The following is a 17,188-nucleotide window of genomic DNA, read 5'->3' as shown; positions in this document are numbered from 1 at the left end:
AATTATGAAGCAAAATTACGGCGCTAGTAATATTAAAGTTTTAAAAGGTCTTGAGGCTGTTAGAAAGCGCCCCGGAATGTATATTGGAGATACCAATATCGGCGGACTTCACCATATGATTTACGAGGTAGTGGATAACTCGATCGACGAGGCGATGGCAGGTTACTGCGACACAATCGATGTTGAGATCACTAGCGAAGGAAGCTGTATCGTTAGCGATAATGGTCGTGGGATTCCCGTCGATATACATCCGACTGAAAAAATTCCTGCCGCGACGGTGGTTCTTACGGTGCTTCACGCAGGCGGTAAATTTGACAAAGACACTTATAAAGTCTCCGGCGGTCTGCACGGCGTAGGCGTTAGCGTCGTAAATGCGCTCTCAAAAAAGCTCGTTGCTACAATCAAACGTGACGGAAATATTTATAGACAAGAATTTGCCAAAGGAATTCCTACTACAGAGCTTGAAAAGATAAAAACTACTAACCGCACGGGCACGACGATCGAGTTTTGGCCCGACGGCGAAATTTTTGAAATTTTAGAATTTGACGATGAAATTTTATCAAAAAGATTTCGCGAGCTAGCGTATCTAAATCCAAAAATTACGATAAATTTTAAAGATAATCGCACGGGCAGGGACGAGCACTTTCACTTTGAAGGCGGTTTGGAGAGCTTCGTAAACGATATGAATAAAGCGCCTGCCATATCCAAAGCTGTATCGTTTAGTGACGGCGCGGAAGATGTTATGGTGGATTTTGCGCTGATGTATAACGAAACATATAGCGAAAATTTATTAAGCTTCGTAAATAATATCAAAACTCCGGACGGCGGTACTCACGAGGCTGGTTTTAGAGCGGGTCTTACGCGCGCGATAACAAATTACGTCGCGGCAAATGCGGCTGCGCGTGAAAAAGATACGAAGATCACCGGCGACGACGTTCGCGAGGGACTTATCGCGGTAATTAGCGTAAAAGTTCCCGAGCCGCAGTTTGAAGGACAGACTAAAGGAAAGCTGGGCTCCAGCTACGTTAAGCCGATCGTGCAAAAGATGGCGTTTGAGGTGCTTAGCAAGTATTTTGAAGAAAATCCGATCGAAGCGCGCGCCATTATGAATAAGGCTCTTTTAGCCGCGCGCGGTCGCGAAGCGGCAAAAAAGGCGCGCGATCTAACGCGCAAAAAAGATAATATAAATTCCGTCGGTACCCTTCCCGGAAAGCTAGCCGATTGTCAGAGTAAGGATGCAAGCATCAGCGAAATTTATCTGGTTGAGGGCGATAGCGCGGGCGGTTCGGCGAAGCAGGGAAGAGACCGCTTGTTTCAAGCGATCCTGCCGCTTAGAGGTAAAATTTTAAACGTAGAAAAGGCGCGCCTGGATAGAATTTTACAATCCGAAGAGATTAAAAATATGATCACGGCCTTTGGCTGCGGCATCGGCGAGGAATTTAACGAAGAAAAACTCCGCTATCACAAAATCATCATTATGACCGATGCGGACGTTGACGGCAGCCACATTCAGACGCTGCTTCTAACCTTTTTCTTTAGATTTTTGCGCCCTGTTGTCGAAAACGGCTATGTTTATCTGGCACAGCCGCCGCTTTTTAGGTATAAAAAGGGCAAAAAAGAAATTTATCTAAAAGACGAAAAGGCGCTGAGCGAGTTTTTGATCGAAACGGGCATCGATATGGGCGAGTTTGAAGGCATCGGCAACGAGGATCTGATTGATTATCTAAAAATCGTCTCAAACTACCGCTCGCTTCTTAATGAGCTTAAAAAGCGCTTCAGCGTGCTTAGCGCGATCAGATTTTTGATAGAAAACGACGAAGCGCGAAGCCTAGGCTACGAGGAGCTATTTAAAATTTTAAAACCGCGCCTAGAAAGTGAAGGATTTAATATTTTGAATTCCTACGTAAATGATGAAGGGATTAGAATTTACGTCCAGACGCCAAGCGGCTTAGAACAGCTTGTGATAGATGAGAATTTATTCGGCAATTATATCTTTGAAGAGGCGATCAGAATTTATTCAAAGATCAAAGAGCGGGATGTAAGCTTTGGCAAGGATTTTATTGAAATTTTAGACGAAATCGAAAAAAGCTCGAAAAAAGGCGCTTATATTCAGCGCTATAAAGGTCTTGGAGAGATGAATCCGGAGCAGCTTTGGGAAACCACTATGAGCCCTGAAAATAGAAGGCTTTTAAAAATTAGCATTGCAGACGCACAAAGTGCTAGCGATACCTTTAATCTCTTCATGGGCGACGAGGTTGAACCGCGTAGGAATTACATTCAAGACCATGCCAAAGACGTTAAACACTTGGATATATAATGTCTGTTCTATTTAGTGAGACCAAAGAGCGCGAAAACCGCTTCATAACGGCGCTTAAAATTTCGGTGCCGTTTACCTGCGTTTTGATTGTTTTTGGAATTATTTTGTTTCGAAACGGCGAGTTTAAATTTGACGACGTAATTTTATTTTTAATACTTTTAATCTGCTATGTTTATTATGTCATCTATCAAATTTACTTTGGCTTTCAAAAGACTCTGATCGATCCCGTTACTCACGTATTTGTGCGAGAGGAGATCGAGAAAATTTTAAGTAACGATTTAGCTAAAAATCGTCAAATAAATATCGTTCTTTTGCGAATTAAAAATATCATCGACATAAATGATCGGTACGGTTATAAAAACGGCGATGAAATTTTATACGAGTATTGTAAGGAACTTTCAAATTTTATGGCGGAGCAAGGTTTTAAAGACCTTCCGATCGGTCGCTTTATAAACGGCTACTTCGTATTCGGAGTGGAATCAAAAGCTACAAATTTAAGCCATATTTTGCGGATGTTTGAGCATAAAATTTCAAGTCAAACGATCAAAAATGTAGAGATAAAAAGCGAATTTACGATGCTTCCAAGCTCTTATGATCGCAATCTGCATAATATCGTAAATGCGCTATTTTATAAGATAAATCACCTGGACGACGAAGAGCACGGCGAGAAGGCTATTGACGTAGAAAAGGTATTAATCGACGTATTTTCCGCCGACGTTATGGAAGCGATCGATAGCGAAAATTTCAGCTTTAAATATCAGCGCGTTGCAGATAAAAACGGAGTAAAATTTCATATAAATTTGATCCCGAAGCTTGATCTGCGGAGCGGTGAAAAGATCACGAAAAGTAGAATTTTAGATATTTTGCTTCTAAATCATTACGATATTAAATACGATATTTCAATGATGAGGCAAATTTCTAGAATCATCTATTTTAAGGATATTGACGCTAAAATTTTTATCGAGATCATGCCTCAGACCCTGCGAAATAACGAGTTTCGCAATGAAATTTTAAAACTCATTGATAATAATCTAATTGATCCGAAAAAGATTGTGTTTGAGTTTAACGAAAAGCTCATCTACCCGGAGATCAAGCGCTTTGACGAAATTTTAATTAAATTCCGCGAACTCGGATTTAGCTTCGCGCTGTCGCAGTTTGGCGGCTCAAACGCTAGCTTTGAGTATTTAAAGTTTCTAAACGTCGATTTTATAGTTTATGATATAGAATTTAATAAAAATTTAGACGATGAAAAGATTAAAAATATCTTTATAGGCATTAACGAAGCTTGCGCGAAATCGGGCGTTGAAACCGTGATGCGTTTCATCGACAAAGAGGAATTTCAAATGCAACTTTATAAAATGGGTATCGATTATATTCAGGGATTTTGCGTCGAAAAACCGAATGATATATCTAATTTAAGGAGAGTGCAGTGAGATACGGCGAAGAGGAGATAAAAAATTTTAACATTGAAAATTTAGAAGTTTGGCCCAATAAACAGAAGCGCGATTATCTGATAAAAATTACCCTGCCCGAGTTTTGCTGCCGCTGCCCACGCTCTGGCTATCCGGACTTTGCGACGATCTATTTGGAATATATCCCCGATAAGCTAGTAGTCGAACTTAAAGCTATCAAACTTTACATAAATTCCTTTATGAACCGCTACATCAGCCACGAAGATAGCATAAATGAAATTTACGGCGCGCTGCAAAGTAAGTTAAAGCCTAAATTTATGAAAATCAGGGGCGATTTTAATCCGCGCGGCAACGTCCACACCGTAATCGAAATAAACTCGGATCAAATTTACCGATGATAAGCTCAAATTTAGTCGAACAAATTTTTAAATCCGCAAGCATTAGTCGCTGGAATGATTACCCAAAGATGGTGAGTTTAGTCGAGCTCGACAAGCAGGCGCATAAATTTATTATCGCTTATTTTATCGCTAGCTTTGAGCGCGACGTGGATATCAACTACGTCATCGAAGCGGGGATTTTCGAGTTTTTAGCGCGCATCGTCGTGACCGACATCCGTCCGGACGTTTTTCATCAGATACAAAAAACCAAGAAAAAAAAGATCAACGAATGGGTCTTAAGCGTCCTAGAAAGAGATCTTTTGCCTATTCAAAACGGCGCCTTTTTCGAGCGATTTAAAAAATATCTAAATTCCAAGGATCATAAGAAAGAAGCGGTGATCTTAAAGGCGGCAAGCTACCTTTCTACGCGGTGGGAATTTAATATCGTATATCAAACTAGCCAGTTTTTAAACGATATCGAGGAGCTAAAATCCAAGGTCGAGGAGGAGCTCGAGGATTATTATGAGCTAATCGGCGTGCGAAAGATCGTGATGAATAAAAAACTTGCCCGCATAGTTGATCTTAGTGGCAGACTTCGTTTTCAAAAACGCTGGGCTCAGACGCCGCGCATTCCTGAGACATCGGTGCTGGGACATATGCTGGTAGTCGCGATTTTAAGCTACTTTTTCTCGCTTGAAGTTGGTGCGTGCCGCTCGCGCACGGCGTATAATTTTTTCTGCGCGTTATTTCACGATCTACCCGAAAGCCTCACTCGCGACATTATTAGCCCCGTAAAATACGGCGTCAAGGGCCTTAGCGACATCATCAGCGAATATGAGATGCGGCTAATAGACGATAAAATTTTACCCTTTGTGCCGGAACATATGCGAGATGATTTTAGTTATATTTTGGGTATCCGTAAAGAGGGCAGTAAATTTATAAAAGACGAGTTTGAAAACCGCACCTTCGAGCTAGGCAAGGAGCCTAAATTTGCAGAAGGCAGCCTAAAGATGTTTAATGAAGACAAATTTCGCGCAATCGACGGCAAGGCGCTTAAGTATTGCGACAAACTCGCGGCGTTTTTTGAGGCCGGAATTTCAATAAGCTACGGCGTAAAGAGCAAGGAGCTACTTAGCGGGTATAATTCGATGTTAGAGTTTTTCAAAGCTAAGCCGAAAATTGAAGGCGTCGATTTTCAGAGTGTTTGCGAGGATTTCAAAGAGCATTTCGGACTTAATAGGATCGATTTGTAAAACCCCTTCCCAGATGGCTGCGGCACATGCGAGATCTAAGTGCTCTGCTGTATTCCTACCCTGAAGCGGTGCCTAAAAAAAGCATTGCACAGGTCTAAGAAAGGGCAAACGGGATTATATGGAAATGTTTCTTAAAGTAAGGTTATAAATGAATTTTAAAAATCATCTTTTATCCGTATTTCGCGAGGTTTTTATCCCTCATCATCGCTCTATCGAGTTCAGAGCTAAAATTTTTGCCGCGATGCTACTTGCCAAAAAGAAGCAGACCGACGAGGACTACGACGTGATCAAAGATATAGCGGGCGAAATTTATCCGGGCGATGAACAGCGCATCGGCGTGCTAGTTTCCATTGTAAAAGAGTATATCTTAAAGGCGAAGACCTATAAAGGCCTAAATTTAGACTCGCTTTTAAAAGAGATCGACAGAGATATCAAAAACAACAAAAAATATATCAAAAAGATCGATTTTTCGCATCTGCGCCGTCTGATCGGAGATGATGACGAGGATGCACTAATCCAACAGCGCGTTTATGAGTTTTTTGTCTGCGAAGTCAAAGAGTATTCGTAAATTTTTATCTTAAGAATTTTTTTAGTATAATCGTCAGCCTTTAAAATAGCAAACGGAGAAAAATTTGGAAAATATCAGAAATATTGCGGTTATCGCGCACGTCGATCACGGCAAGACCACTATCGTAGATGAGCTTTTAAAACAGTCCGGCACGTTTGGTAATCACCAAGAAGTCGGCGAGCGCGTGATGGATAGCAACGACATCGAGCGTGAGCGAGGCATTACGATACTATCCAAAAATACCGCCATCCACTACGGCGGCGTTAAAATCAACATAATTGACACTCCGGGCCACGCCGATTTCGGCGGCGAGGTCGAGCGCGTGCTAAAGATGGTAGACGGCGTGCTTTTACTCGTCGATGCGCAAGAAGGCGTCATGCCGCAGACAAAATTTGTCGTAAAAAAGGCACTATCTTTAGGGCTCAGACCTATCGTAGTCGTAAATAAAATCGACAAGCCCGCAGCCGATCCGGACCGCGTGGTAAATGAAATTTTCGATCTTTTCGTAGCGCTTGATGCAAACGACGAGCAGCTTGAGTTCCCCGTCATCTACGCCGCCGCTAAAAACGGCTACGCAAAATACGATCTAAGCGACGAAAGCGCCGATATGAAGCCGCTTTTTGAGACGATCATCTCTCACGTCCCTACTCCGAGCGGTAGCGACGACAATCCGCTGCAGCTGCAGGTTTTCACGCTCGATTACGACAACTACGTAGGCAAAATCGGTATCGCTAGAATTTTTAACGGTACGATAAACAAAAACCAAAGCGTTATGCTAGCTAAAGCCGACGGCACGCACATCAACGGTAGAATTTCAAAACTCATCGGCTTTAGCGGGCTTGAGCGCGCTGACATTGATGCGGCGGGCACGGGCGACATCGTGGCGATTGCGGGCTTTGACGCACTTGACGTAGGCGACAGCATCGTCGATCCCAATAATCCGATTCCGCTTGATGCGCTACATATCGAAGAGCCCACCCTTAGCGTAATTTTCAGCGTAAATGACGGACCGCTAGCTGGCACAGAGGGTAAATTTGTAACCTCAAACAAGATCGACGAGCGCTTGGAAGCGGAGATGAAAACTAACATCGCGATGCGCTATGAAAACGCGGGCGAGGGTAAATTTAAAGTAAGCGGCCGCGGCGAGCTGCAGATCACGATTTTGGCTGAAAATATGCGCCGCGAGGGTTTTGAGTTTTGCCTCGGGCGCCCGGAAGTCATCATTAAAGAGATCGACGGCATCAAATGCGAACCTTTCGAGCATCTAGTTATCGACGCGCCCGATGATTGCACCGGTACCGTCATCGAAAAGCTCGGTCGCAAAAAGGCCGAGATGAAGGTGATGAACCCTACCGGCGACGGGCAGACGCGTATGGAGTTTGAGATCCCGGCGCGCGGTCTTATCGGCTTTCGCTCGCAGTTTTTGACCGATACTCGAGGCGAAGGGGTGATGAACCATAGCTTTTTGGAATTCCGCCCTTTCATCGGCGCGGTCGAGAAGCGACAAAACGGCGCGCTCGTGAGTATGGAAAACGGAGTGGCGCTAGGATACAGCCTGTGGAACCTGCAAGATCGCGGCGTGCTTTTTATCGCTCCGCAGGCAAAGGTTTATCTGGGTATGATCATCGGCGAGCACAGCCGTCCGAACGATCTGGACGTCAATCCAATCAAGGGTAAAAATTTAACCAACGTCCGCGCGAGCGGTAGCGACGATGCGATCAAGCTCGTGCCGCCTCGTGCGCTAAATTTAGAGCGTGCGCTGGAGTGGATCGAGGAGGACGAGCTTGTGGAGGTTACGCCAGTAAATATCCGCGTGCGCAAGCGATACCTGGACCCTACGACGCGCAGACGAATGGCTAAAAAATAGAATTTCAAAATGAAATTTTAAAATTCGGCGTGAAATTTAGCTTTAAATTTCACGCCTTTTTTATAGGCAAATTTTAAAATTTACGCTTCTAAAATTTTGCTAGGAGAGGTAATGAATCTTGTTTTATTCGACTTTGACGGCACGATCACGCGCGATGATTCCCTGCTCGAGTTCGTCGCCTACGTAGTCGGATTTAAGAAATTTTTTCGCGGGATTTTGGTGCTATCGCCCATTTTAGCGGCATATAAGCTAGGCCTTGCGAGCAATAATTTTACGCGCAGAAAGCTTCTAGGCTACTTTTTTGCGGGTATGAGCGCCGATAAATTCGATAAAATTTGCAAAAAATACTCCACCACTCACATCGAAGATATCCTAAAACAAAGCGCGATGGATAAGATCGCAAGCTATAAAGCCGCGGGCGATAGGGTTGTCATCGTCACCGCCTCGCTCGAAGACTGGCTGCGTCCGTGGTGCGATGCGCAGGGCTTGGAGCTTTTAGGCACCAAAATACGGCGCAAAGGAGGCATCATCACGGGCGAGATCGAGGGGCAGAACTGCTACGGCGCGCAAAAGGTCGCTCGCGTGCGCGCAGCATACGACGTGCAGGCTTTCGATCGTGTCATCGCTTACGGCGACAGCAGGGGCGATCGCGAGATGTTAGAATTCGCCGACGAGGCGCACTACAAGGCGTTTGAGTAAAATTTAACGCTGAAAGCTTAAAATAGCATCTGCGGCGACTGCGCTTTTGCCGTGAGTCATAATTTAGCTCACGCAGAATTTTATCCTTTTAAATTTATCGCGCTTATCTGTGGAATTACACCGCATGATAAATTTTTATATTTTATCGCAGTGCAAAAGCCCTGAACTACGAAATTATGTTGCAGAATGGGATTTTAAAATTCTCGGTGCGGGTAAAATTCTAAAATTCCGTCATGCATAAAATTTTAAAATTCTATCATAGCGTGAAATTTTGCTCCGAATGGAATAGATGTTTTTAAACCGAGCGTGAGATAAAATTTTAAATTTTGAAATTTTGCGGAATTTCTCGCTTACTAAAATTCCAAAATTTGCAGATCGCGGAATTCCACTCGCCGCGTGCGAAGCGGAATTTTAAAATTTAAAAATCCCGCGCCTTAGAATTCTAAGGTCTAAAGCATATTATAAATTCCGTCTAGCAGGAAGTATTTTTTATCCGCCGTGCCGCGATAAAACGGCTCGAAAGTGTCCTCATAAGCCTTTTTGAAAAAGCCCTCTTTGCTTAGCTTGATTAGATCGGCATTGATGAAATCAAGCAGGCTTTGATTGCCTTTTTGCACGCCGACGCCTAAGAATTCCGCCGCGCCTAGGTTTTTAAACGGCACTTCGAGCGTATCGTCCACGACAGCATAGGCTAGGACGATGATGTTGTCATTGGCGTAACCGTCGGCTCTGCCGTCCTTTATCATCGCATAGCACTCGGAGGTATTTTTGCAGTAAACTAAATTGCTAAATTTCTCTTTGCGTAGATAGCGCTCGGTCATCGAGCCGTTGGGATTTTTTTCGATTGAAATTCTCATATCACGAACCTGTGCGAAGTCCTTCACTTGATCCTCTTTACGCGTTACGATGCCAAAATTTACCGATAGATACGGAAGTGAGAAATCCACCTGCTTCTTACGCTCTTGCGTAATCATAAAGGTGCCGATGACCATATCGACCTTGTTATTTTTCAAAAACGGGATTCTATCGCCTGCGGTTACGGCTACGAACTGCACTTCGCCCTTTTTATCGCCGAAAATGTCTTTGGCGATCGAGCTAGCAAGCTCGATTTCAAAACCCTCAAACTTGCCATTATTAGACTCGCTTAGTGGCGGACGACCTTCGCGCACGCCCACTCTGATAACACCTGCCTGCCTGATTTCATCTAGTGTATTTGCAAAAATGCTAGCGCAAAATAAGGCTAAAATAAAAAGTAATCTCATAAAAAGCCCCCTACTTTTTAGTTTTTGGAATAATTATAGCACTATATATTTTAGAGAAAATAAATGCAAGCGGTTTAAAATTCAATCACCGCGCGTATGCAAGTTTGAAATTTAGGGGCGAAGTGGGGATTTAAAAATTTAATGAATTTGAAAAATTTTAAATCCCAAGATTTTAGTTATACAAGCTACCTGCGATAAATTTTATATTTTGATTCCTAGCTCGCTTTTATAGCAAATCATAAATTCCATCTAAAAGGAAGTATTTTTTATCCGCCGTGCCGCGGTAAAAAGGCTCGAAAGTGTCCTGATAAGCCTTTTTGAAAAAGCCCTCTTTGCTTAGTTTTACAAGCTCTGCGTTGATAAAATCAAGTAGCTCCTTATTCCCTTTTTGCACGCCAATACCGATGAAATCGGGCTTGCCGAAGTTTTGAAACGGCACTTCGAGCGTATCGTCCACGACGGCGTAGGCTAGCACCGTGATATTAAGGTTGATGTATCCATCGGCTTTGCCGTCACGGATCATCGCGTAGCATTCGCTAGTGCTTTTGCAGTAGCTTACGTTGCTAAATTTCTCTTTTTTGAGGTAATTATCTACGGTCGTGCCCTCTTCGGTTATGAGCCTCATATCGCGCAAACGCGATATATCTTTGATGGCGTCCGCTTTGCGAGTTAGCACGCCGAGATTGGTCGAAAAATACGGCATCGAGAAGTCTACATGATTTTTGCGCGCCGAATCGATGACGAAGGTAGCTGCGACCATATCAACTTTATTATTGACTAGATACGAGACGCGATCGGCGGCGCTTAGAGAGACGAACTGCACTTCGCCTTGTTTGGCACCGAAAATCGCCTTTGCGATCGCATTGGCAAGCTCGATCTCAAAGCCTTCAAATTTACCACCGCTAATCTCGCTAAAAGGCGGTCTGCCGTCTCTGACGCCTACTCTAATGACGCCGCTATTTCTGATCTCTTGCAGCGTGTTTGCAAAAAGCCCCGCACAAAGCAAGATCAAAGTAAAAAGTAGTTTCATTTGCTGCTCCTTTGTTTAGGTTATTTATGACTAATTCTAGCGAAATTAAAATCAAAAGGCGCTTTTTTAGGCTAAATTTATTTGCCGTTTGCTTTTTATGAAATTTCAAGGCGCCGTTAAATTTAGCCTTAGATTTGATATAATCGGGCAAAATTTATGGGAAGGGCGATATGAAAAATTTTATCTTTTTGTGGCTTTTACTTGCGGGCTGCGCTTTCGGCGCCGATAAGGATGACCCGAGAGTTTCTGCTTCACAGCAAGCAGAGTCAAATTTATCGCAGCCAAATTTTGAAATTTTTTACGATGAAAATGCTAGCGATGCGCAGATAGATGCGGGCTTGGACGCGCTTTTGGAATTCGCGGCGCAAAACAGGGGCAGGATCGACGAGGATTTCGGGGAGTTTAAAGATAGAATTTTTACGCCATTTATTGCAAATATGAAACTAATGCGAAGCGGAAAGCTTGATTTTACACGAATTACTCGAATACTTGCGTTTAAGCCTGATTTGAACTACAATGAAGGATATATCGGCTCGCCGTTGCAAACTACGATTTCTTACGGCTGTCCGCTTGATTTTGGTGCGGGTATTGATGCGCCAAGCAGCGCTAATTTGGGTGCAGACGAAAAGAATTTGATAACTTCAAGCGAAAAGTTAGGACGTCGCACAATTTTAAAAAATGCGGATGTGTTGCGATTAGTGCGATTTTTGGTAGAGCACGGTGCAAATATACATGCACGCGGGTCGTTACATCTAGCCACATCGTGCGGAGATTTTGAGACGTTTTCATTACTTCTTGAGCTGGGCGCTACAGATATTAGCGGCGTGGTAAGCTCGGTTGCAGGCGGAGAGCTGCTATTTTTACGAGATGCAGGTTTTATCGTTTCGGCATATAAAAATCTGCCTGACCCAAGCGCTCGTGAGTTCATAAATAGCGCGAGATTTAAAAAATTCCGCGACGGAAGGCTACGCTATGTAGAGGAAATTTTAAAATTTCAAAGCTTGCGCGAGCTACCGCAAAATGAGCTAACGGGCTTGATTAAGCTAGCCGCAGTACTGGATGATACAGACACGGTGGAGTTTTTGCTCGTTCACGGCCTTTGCAAGCAGAAAGAGCTTTGCGAGTTTCTAAAAGCGCAGGCGAAAACTTACGACGCCGCAAAAATTTCTAAAATTTTAAGCCGTCAAAAGGGCTAAATTTTAAAATTTATACGGCTATGGCATGGCAAAGCAGATAAAATCGCTATTATAATTGTGCTAGTCGCAGCCGCCCTACTTTGTTATTTAGCGCGAGCGAAAAAGCAAAATTTCTTCCGCCTAACCTACCCTCCTCCGCTTATCAAACAGCTCGCTATTAAGTTCATTCGAGATAAATTTTAATGTATTTACCAGACAGCGCGGCTGCGAAGGTAAATTTTAAAATTTAATCAATATAAAGGACAAATTTAAGTGCCATTATTATATAATTTATCTTATTTTTAAAAAGGAGTTTGAGATGACTTTTATAGAGTCTGTTCGCACTTGTCTCAAAGAGAATTATTGCAATTTTGAGGGGCGTGCACCACGTTCAGAGTACTGGTGGTTTGCATTATTTGCGGCACTTTTAGGAATCGTAACGTTAGTATTGGATGGCTTTTTAGGCACCTATGCCGTTACGAGTTCCGGTAGAATGATCGGTTTCATTAACTCAATCTTTTTATTGGCAATACTTTTACCTTCTATCGCCGTGGCGGTAAGGCGTCTGCACGACACAGATAGAAGCGGCTGGTTTTATCTGTTAATTTTTGTCCCGATAATAGGCTCGATAGTATTGATCGTATTTTTTATCCAGCAAGGCACTAACGGAGGCAACCGCTTTGGAGACGATCCGTTGCGACCCGCAAGCAGAGGCTCGATTTTTTAAACGTAGCTTTGTAGCACACATAAGCTTTGCAAATAAGCTAAATTTAGGGCTAATCCCATTTTGGTTTTAGCCCTTTGTCTTATGAGGCGGTTCCGCTTAAAATAATCCTTTTCGTCTAAATTTAGATCCCCTGCGCAGATTCAGACTATAAAATTTTAATCCTATTGCCCTTTAATTTCACGATCTTTTTGTCATTTACTAGCTTCGTAATCGCCTGAGAGACGTTTTGGCGAGGCGCGCCGAGTAGGCTTGCCAGCGTCATTATATTAAAGGGAAGCTCCGCAATCTTATCGGCGTTTGCGATGCGATTTAGAAAATTTAAAATCCGCGTCTGGATTTTCGCAAAGACGATCTCTTTTATTAAAATCCGCTGCGAGTGGAGGTTTTTAATAAGCGCGTTTATGATCGAGCTTGCAAACTCATCTCCTAGCAGCTCGAAAAGCTCCGAGATGTTGATCTGCAGCGTCTCGCAGTCGCTTAAAATTTCAAGGCTCGTGTTTTTATCCAAGCAGACGTAGGCGCCGCTTTTTACGAAGCTAAAGATAAATTCCTTGCCGTTTTCGTAGCAGTTTAGCTTCGCCCTGCCACGCAGCAGAATGATAAATTTAAACTTCTGCGCGTAGATCACGTCGCCGCGAGCGTAGCTTTCGCGCCTAAATTTAGCAATCCGCTCCCTGCTTAAAAAGTCGAATTTCTCGCTGTAATCGTTATTTAGTCTATCTATCATAGCAGCTCTTTGCATAAAATTTCACGTAAATTTTACATAAAAAGGATAAATTCGTCGCAATCGCGACAAATTTAAATTTATCTTTGATTTATAATTCGCGTTAAAGACAACCTAGAAAGGATACTTTATGAGGAAAATTTTTATCTCATTTATCTGTGCGTGTTCGCTTTTCGGCGGCGAGGTAATCTCCAAAACCGCTACGATCTCGCAAGACGGCAAAGCAATCGGTGAGGCTGAAATTTTAACGCCGATCGAGGTGATATCCAGCGAGGGTAACGTTACCAAGATTAAAATTAAAGGCGTCGTGAGCGAAAATTATCAGCTTCAGATCCAAAAAAATATGAAAGAGGCTGAAATTTACGCGATTTTTACGAATGAAGCCGAAGCAAATTTTAAAAAGGGCAAAAAGCTAGAGGACGATTACGGCGAGATCTGGTACGAAGCCGAGGGGATTTACGAAATCGGCTCGGATGCCGTAGCTAAGGACGCTAAGTCGCTTTATGCGGAGGCAAAGACGAACTACGAACAGATCTGCTCAGCGTGTCACCGCCTGCATGAGCCAAAGAGCTTCACGGCAAATCAGTGGCCTGCAAATTTACAAGAGATGATCAATGCAAACTACGTAGCGCTCGAGGGCGACGAGCTAAATTTGATTATAAAATACCTACAACACAACGCAAAAAAACCTGAATAATAAAGGAGATCAGATGAAAAGGCGAGACTTTTTAAAGGCAGGGATTTTAGGCGCAAGCGCGGCAAGCGCTAGCAGGATCGAGGGTGTTACGCAGACGATTTTTGATAACAAAAAGGTATTCGGCGCGAACAGATTCGGCACCTTTTGGCTAAATTTAAACTCGTCGCAGATCGTTTCGGTAAGTGAATTTGAGGGCGATAAATTTCCAAATACGATGAATTACAGCTTGCCCGATTCCGTACAGAACGAAAACCGCGTGCTCTATCCGATGGTGCGCAAAAGCTATCTAAAGGCAAAAGGCGCGGCAAAGAGCGAACTGCGCGGCAAAGAGGAGTTCGTGCGCGTTAGCTGGGACATCGCGCTTGATCTAGCGGCGAAAGCTTTGAAAGAAAATTTCGACAAATACGGCGCCGAGGCGATCTACGGCGAGTGCTACTGGTGGGGCGGCAGCGGCAAGATAGGCTGGGGACGCACCGTAGCGCACCGAATGCTTAAAATTTTAGGCGGCTACGTAGAGGAAAGTGGCGACTACTCCACCGGCGCAGGGCTCGTCATCATGCCTCACGTGCTTGGCTCAAGCGCCGTTTACGACGCGCCTACTACGTGGAAAGCGATCGTCAAAAACGCCAAAAACGTCGTATTTTGGGGCACCGATCCTGCGGTAACCAATCAAATTTCATCCATTCCGCCTACGCACGACGGTTATATCGGCATGCAAGAGCTTAAGAAATCGGGCATCAAAACTTATAGCGTAAACGTAATGAGAAACGACACCGCGCGCTACTTCGGCAGCGAAGATATCATCGTGCGCCCAAATACCGACACCGCGCTCATCATCGGCATGTGCCATTATCTGTTTACGAACAACCTCTACGACGAGGAATTTATCAAAAAATACACCGTCGGATTTAATAAATTTAAAGCGTATTTTCTAGGCGAGAGCGATAAAATCGTAAAGGACGCCGCTTGGGCGAGCAAAATTTGCGGGCTTAGCGAGGATGCTATTGCGAAATTTGCTACGGCACTCGCAAAGGAGCCGACCACGATCCTGATCGGTCGCGGTTTGCAGCGCGCAGATCACGGCGAGCAGCCTTTCTGGGCGCTAGTGGCGCTCAATGCGATGCTGGGATATATCGGTAAGGAGGGTCTCGGCTTTGAATTTAGCCTGGGCTACGGCTCTGCGGGCGCTACGAATAAAGTGGCTCCGATTTTAAAGGGGCTTAGCACGCGCATAGATGAAAAATACGAAAACACGGGTTCTGCGCCTTGGAAAAACGCGAAAAACATCACCATCCCGTCCTCTCGCAGCATCGAGGCGCTGGAGCATCCGGGCAAGCAGATCGACTACGACGGTACCAAGATCAAGCTTCCGCATATGAGAGTCGCATATATGGCGTGCGGGTCGATGTTTACGCGTCACCAAGACGTGAATAATATTGTGAGGCAGTGGCGTAAATTTGATACCGTTATCACCGCCGAGCCTTACTGGACGAGCACGGCGAAGCTTAGCGACATCGTGCTTCCCGTCGCGATCGAGATCGAACGCAACGACATCAACCAAACGGGCGCTACGGGCGAATATATAGTTGCTTACAGACCTGCAATCGAGCCGATGGGCGAGAGTAAGAGCGACTTTTGGATCTGCGAGCAGATCTGCAAGCGCTGGGGATACGGCGAGGTCTTTAGCGAGGGCAAGGACGAGTTAGGCTGGATGAAAGAATTCTACGCCGATGCCGTAGAGCAAGCCAAAGGTCTAAATATAACGATGCCTAGCTTCGAGGAATTTTACGATAAAGGCTTCGTGCGCTTTGAAAAGGACGACGAGAGTAGCGCGCTATATACGCGCCTTGCGGCATTTCGCGAAAATCCCGCCAAAAACCGCCTCGGCACGCCGTCTGGCAAGATCGAGCTTTACTCGCCGACCATTGCTAAGATGGGCTATGCCGACTGCCCGCCGATGCCTACTTGGATCGAGCCAAAAGAGTGGCTGGGGGACGCGAAAAAGACGGCGAAGTATCCGATTCACGTCGTAAGCCCGCACTCTCGCTACCGCCTGCACAGCCAGCTAAACAACTCGATCATCAGGAATTTTGCCGAAGTTAGCGGCAGAGAGCCGGTGCTGATAAATCCAAAAGACGCCGAAGCGCGCGGGCTTGCGAACGGCGACATCGTGCGCGTTTTCAATGACCGCGGCGAAATTTTGGCAGGCGTACTCGTTACCGATATCGTGCCCGAGCGCGTCGCAGCGATCTGCGAGGGCGCTTGGTACGATCCCGAGGTTTGGGGCGAGAAGAGCCTCTGCCAGCACGGCTGCGTAAACGTGCTTACGTTTGATAAAGGCACGTCAAGTCTCGCGCAGAGCAACTCGGCTCACACCGTGCTAGCGCAGATTGAGAAATTTAAGGGAGAGATTAAACCCATAACAGCGTTTTCAAAACCTAAAATCCTACAATCTTTGTAGAATTTAACGCGTCGTCTCGCGAGTGCTTTTGAGAGAGATTTGAAATTTTAAGTCTGCGGCAGACTACTTGTCTAGCCTTGACTTAAAATTTCTGCACAACTCTCAAAATTATCTCGCGATTACTTCCGCTTGTCTTTTTGTGCTCAAATTTGCAATTCAACAAATTTGGGCGTAAATTTTGCGCGGATTTAAAATTCTGCTAAAATTCGCTCAATTTTAACCCAAAGGTTGCGCCGTGCAAATTCCGAATTTGATCCGAAATTTTATCCGCAAACGCATCGTTTCAGAGTCCGTTTTGCTGCCGTTTTACTATCCAGAGGAGGGCGGGTTTGAGAGTTTTCAGGACGGATATAGGCTTGCTAGCCGCAAAACGGGCGAGGAGCTAGCAGACGATACGCCAGGCCAGTGGCGCAAGAGCTGGCGGGTCATCGCGCGTAACGGCATGGACGATCCGTTTTTCGTAGATTTTGCTCTTGGGGACGCCTCGCCGGTGTATTTTGCCTATCACGGCGCCGGCTCTTGGGAGCCGATCAAGGTTGCGGACGACATCGTTAAATTTGAAGAAATTTTAACCGCTCTTCCCACGCCTCCAACCGGCGCAACGGCAACTGCCAACACA

15 protein-coding genes and 1 other RNA gene are annotated in these 17,188 nt (G+C 44.8%); 12 read left to right on the top strand and 4 right to left on the bottom strand.

Features of this window, described 5'->3' with window-relative positions:
* Nucleotides 1–4: 4 nt before the first annotated feature.
* The 4 genes from gyrB to Q0198_RS08365 are packed head-to-tail and all read left to right on the top strand — an operon-like array spanning nucleotide 5 to nucleotide 5,359.
* A complete protein-coding gene (gyrB, locus tag Q0198_RS08380; protein WP_297896901.1) occupies nucleotides 5–2,317 on the top strand; it encodes a DNA topoisomerase (ATP-hydrolyzing) subunit B in 2,313 nt (770 codons plus the stop codon).
* Nucleotides 2,317–3,750, top strand: coding sequence for an EAL domain-containing protein (locus tag Q0198_RS08375; protein WP_297896899.1), 1,434 nt, complete (start codon nucleotides 2,317–2,319; stop codon nucleotides 3,748–3,750). Before gyrB ends, Q0198_RS08375 begins: the two co-directional genes overlap by 1 nt.
* Nucleotides 3,747–4,127, top strand: coding sequence for a preQ(1) synthase (gene queF, locus Q0198_RS08370; protein ID WP_297896896.1), 381 nt, complete (start codon nucleotides 3,747–3,749; stop codon nucleotides 4,125–4,127). Before Q0198_RS08375 ends, queF begins: the two co-directional genes overlap by 4 nt.
* Complete coding sequence (locus tag Q0198_RS08365; protein ID WP_297896893.1) at nucleotides 4,124–5,359, top strand: HD domain-containing protein; 1,236 nt, start codon at nucleotides 4,124–4,126, stop codon at nucleotides 5,357–5,359. Before queF ends, Q0198_RS08365 begins: the two co-directional genes overlap by 4 nt.
* A 3-nt stretch (nucleotides 5,360–5,362) precedes the next feature.
* On the opposite strand, the gene ffs is transcribed toward Q0198_RS08365, so the two are convergent.
* Nucleotides 5,363–5,460: signal recognition particle sRNA small type (gene ffs / locus Q0198_RS08360), an RNA gene on the bottom strand.
* Between the two features lie 47 nt (nucleotides 5,461–5,507).
* Here ffs and Q0198_RS08355 point away from each other — a divergent pair.
* From Q0198_RS08355 to Q0198_RS08345, 3 genes are all read left to right on the top strand, one after another.
* Nucleotides 5,508–5,927, top strand: coding sequence for a hypothetical protein (locus Q0198_RS08355; RefSeq protein WP_297896890.1), 420 nt, complete (start codon nucleotides 5,508–5,510; stop codon nucleotides 5,925–5,927).
* Nucleotides 5,928–5,991: 64 nt separating this feature from the next.
* A complete protein-coding gene (gene typA / locus Q0198_RS08350) occupies nucleotides 5,992–7,794 on the top strand; it encodes a translational GTPase TypA (RefSeq protein ID WP_297896887.1) in 1,803 nt (600 codons plus the stop codon).
* Nucleotides 7,795–7,905: 111 nt separating this feature from the next.
* Entirely contained in the window at nucleotides 7,906–8,493 is a 588-nt protein-coding gene (locus Q0198_RS08345; RefSeq protein WP_297896884.1) for an HAD-IB family hydrolase, read from the top strand.
* Nucleotides 8,494–8,942: 449 nt separating this feature from the next.
* On the opposite strand, the gene Q0198_RS08340 is transcribed toward Q0198_RS08345, so the two are convergent.
* Together Q0198_RS08340 and Q0198_RS08335 are read right to left on the bottom strand one after the other, a co-directional pair.
* Complete coding sequence (locus Q0198_RS08340; protein ID WP_297896881.1) at nucleotides 8,943–9,755, bottom strand: transporter substrate-binding domain-containing protein; 813 nt, start codon at nucleotides 9,753–9,755, stop codon at nucleotides 8,943–8,945.
* A 226-nt stretch (nucleotides 9,756–9,981) separates the two neighbouring features.
* Nucleotides 9,982–10,785: a transporter substrate-binding domain-containing protein gene (locus tag Q0198_RS08335; protein WP_297896878.1), complete on the bottom strand. Its 804-nt coding sequence runs from the start codon at nucleotides 10,783–10,785 to the stop codon at nucleotides 9,982–9,984.
* A 170-nt stretch (nucleotides 10,786–10,955) separates the two neighbouring features.
* Here Q0198_RS08335 and Q0198_RS08330 point away from each other — a divergent pair, with 170 nt between their 5' ends.
* The gene (locus Q0198_RS08330; RefSeq protein ID WP_297896876.1) at nucleotides 10,956–11,981 is read left to right on the top strand and encodes a hypothetical protein; all 1,026 of its coding nucleotides are present in this window, start codon (nucleotides 10,956–10,958) and stop codon (nucleotides 11,979–11,981) included.
* A gap of 298 nt (nucleotides 11,982–12,279) precedes the next feature.
* Nucleotides 12,280–12,687 carry a DUF805 domain-containing protein gene (locus Q0198_RS08325; protein WP_297896874.1) on the top strand — a complete coding sequence of 136 codons (408 nt, stop codon included), beginning with the start codon at nucleotides 12,280–12,282 and terminating at the stop codon, nucleotides 12,685–12,687.
* A 145-nt stretch (nucleotides 12,688–12,832) separates the two neighbouring features.
* Here Q0198_RS08325 and Q0198_RS08320 read toward each other — a convergent pair whose 3' ends face one another.
* A complete protein-coding gene (locus Q0198_RS08320) occupies nucleotides 12,833–13,414 on the bottom strand; it encodes a Crp/Fnr family transcriptional regulator (protein WP_297896871.1) in 582 nt (193 codons plus the stop codon).
* 127 nt (nucleotides 13,415–13,541) lie between these two features.
* Here Q0198_RS08320 and Q0198_RS08315 point away from each other — a divergent pair, with 127 nt between their 5' ends.
* From Q0198_RS08315 to Q0198_RS08305, 3 genes are all read left to right on the top strand, one after another.
* A complete protein-coding gene (locus Q0198_RS08315) occupies nucleotides 13,542–14,108 on the top strand; it encodes a hypothetical protein (RefSeq protein ID WP_297896868.1) in 567 nt (188 codons plus the stop codon).
* Nucleotides 14,109–14,121: 13 nt separating this feature from the next.
* Complete coding sequence (locus Q0198_RS08310; RefSeq protein ID WP_297896865.1) at nucleotides 14,122–16,569, top strand: molybdopterin-dependent oxidoreductase; 2,448 nt, start codon at nucleotides 14,122–14,124, stop codon at nucleotides 16,567–16,569.
* 235 nt (nucleotides 16,570–16,804) lie between these two features.
* Nucleotides 16,805–17,188 (top strand): hypothetical protein (locus Q0198_RS08305; RefSeq protein ID WP_297896863.1); only part of this gene is annotated, 384 nt, incomplete at its 3' end.

Origin of the sequence: uncultured Campylobacter sp. (assembly GCF_938045205.1) — a bacterium.
Classification (GTDB): domain Bacteria; phylum Campylobacterota; class Campylobacteria; order Campylobacterales; family Campylobacteraceae; genus Campylobacter_B.
The sequence above is the reverse complement of the archived record's forward strand: the minus strand, read 5'-3'. Positions and strand labels throughout refer to the sequence as shown.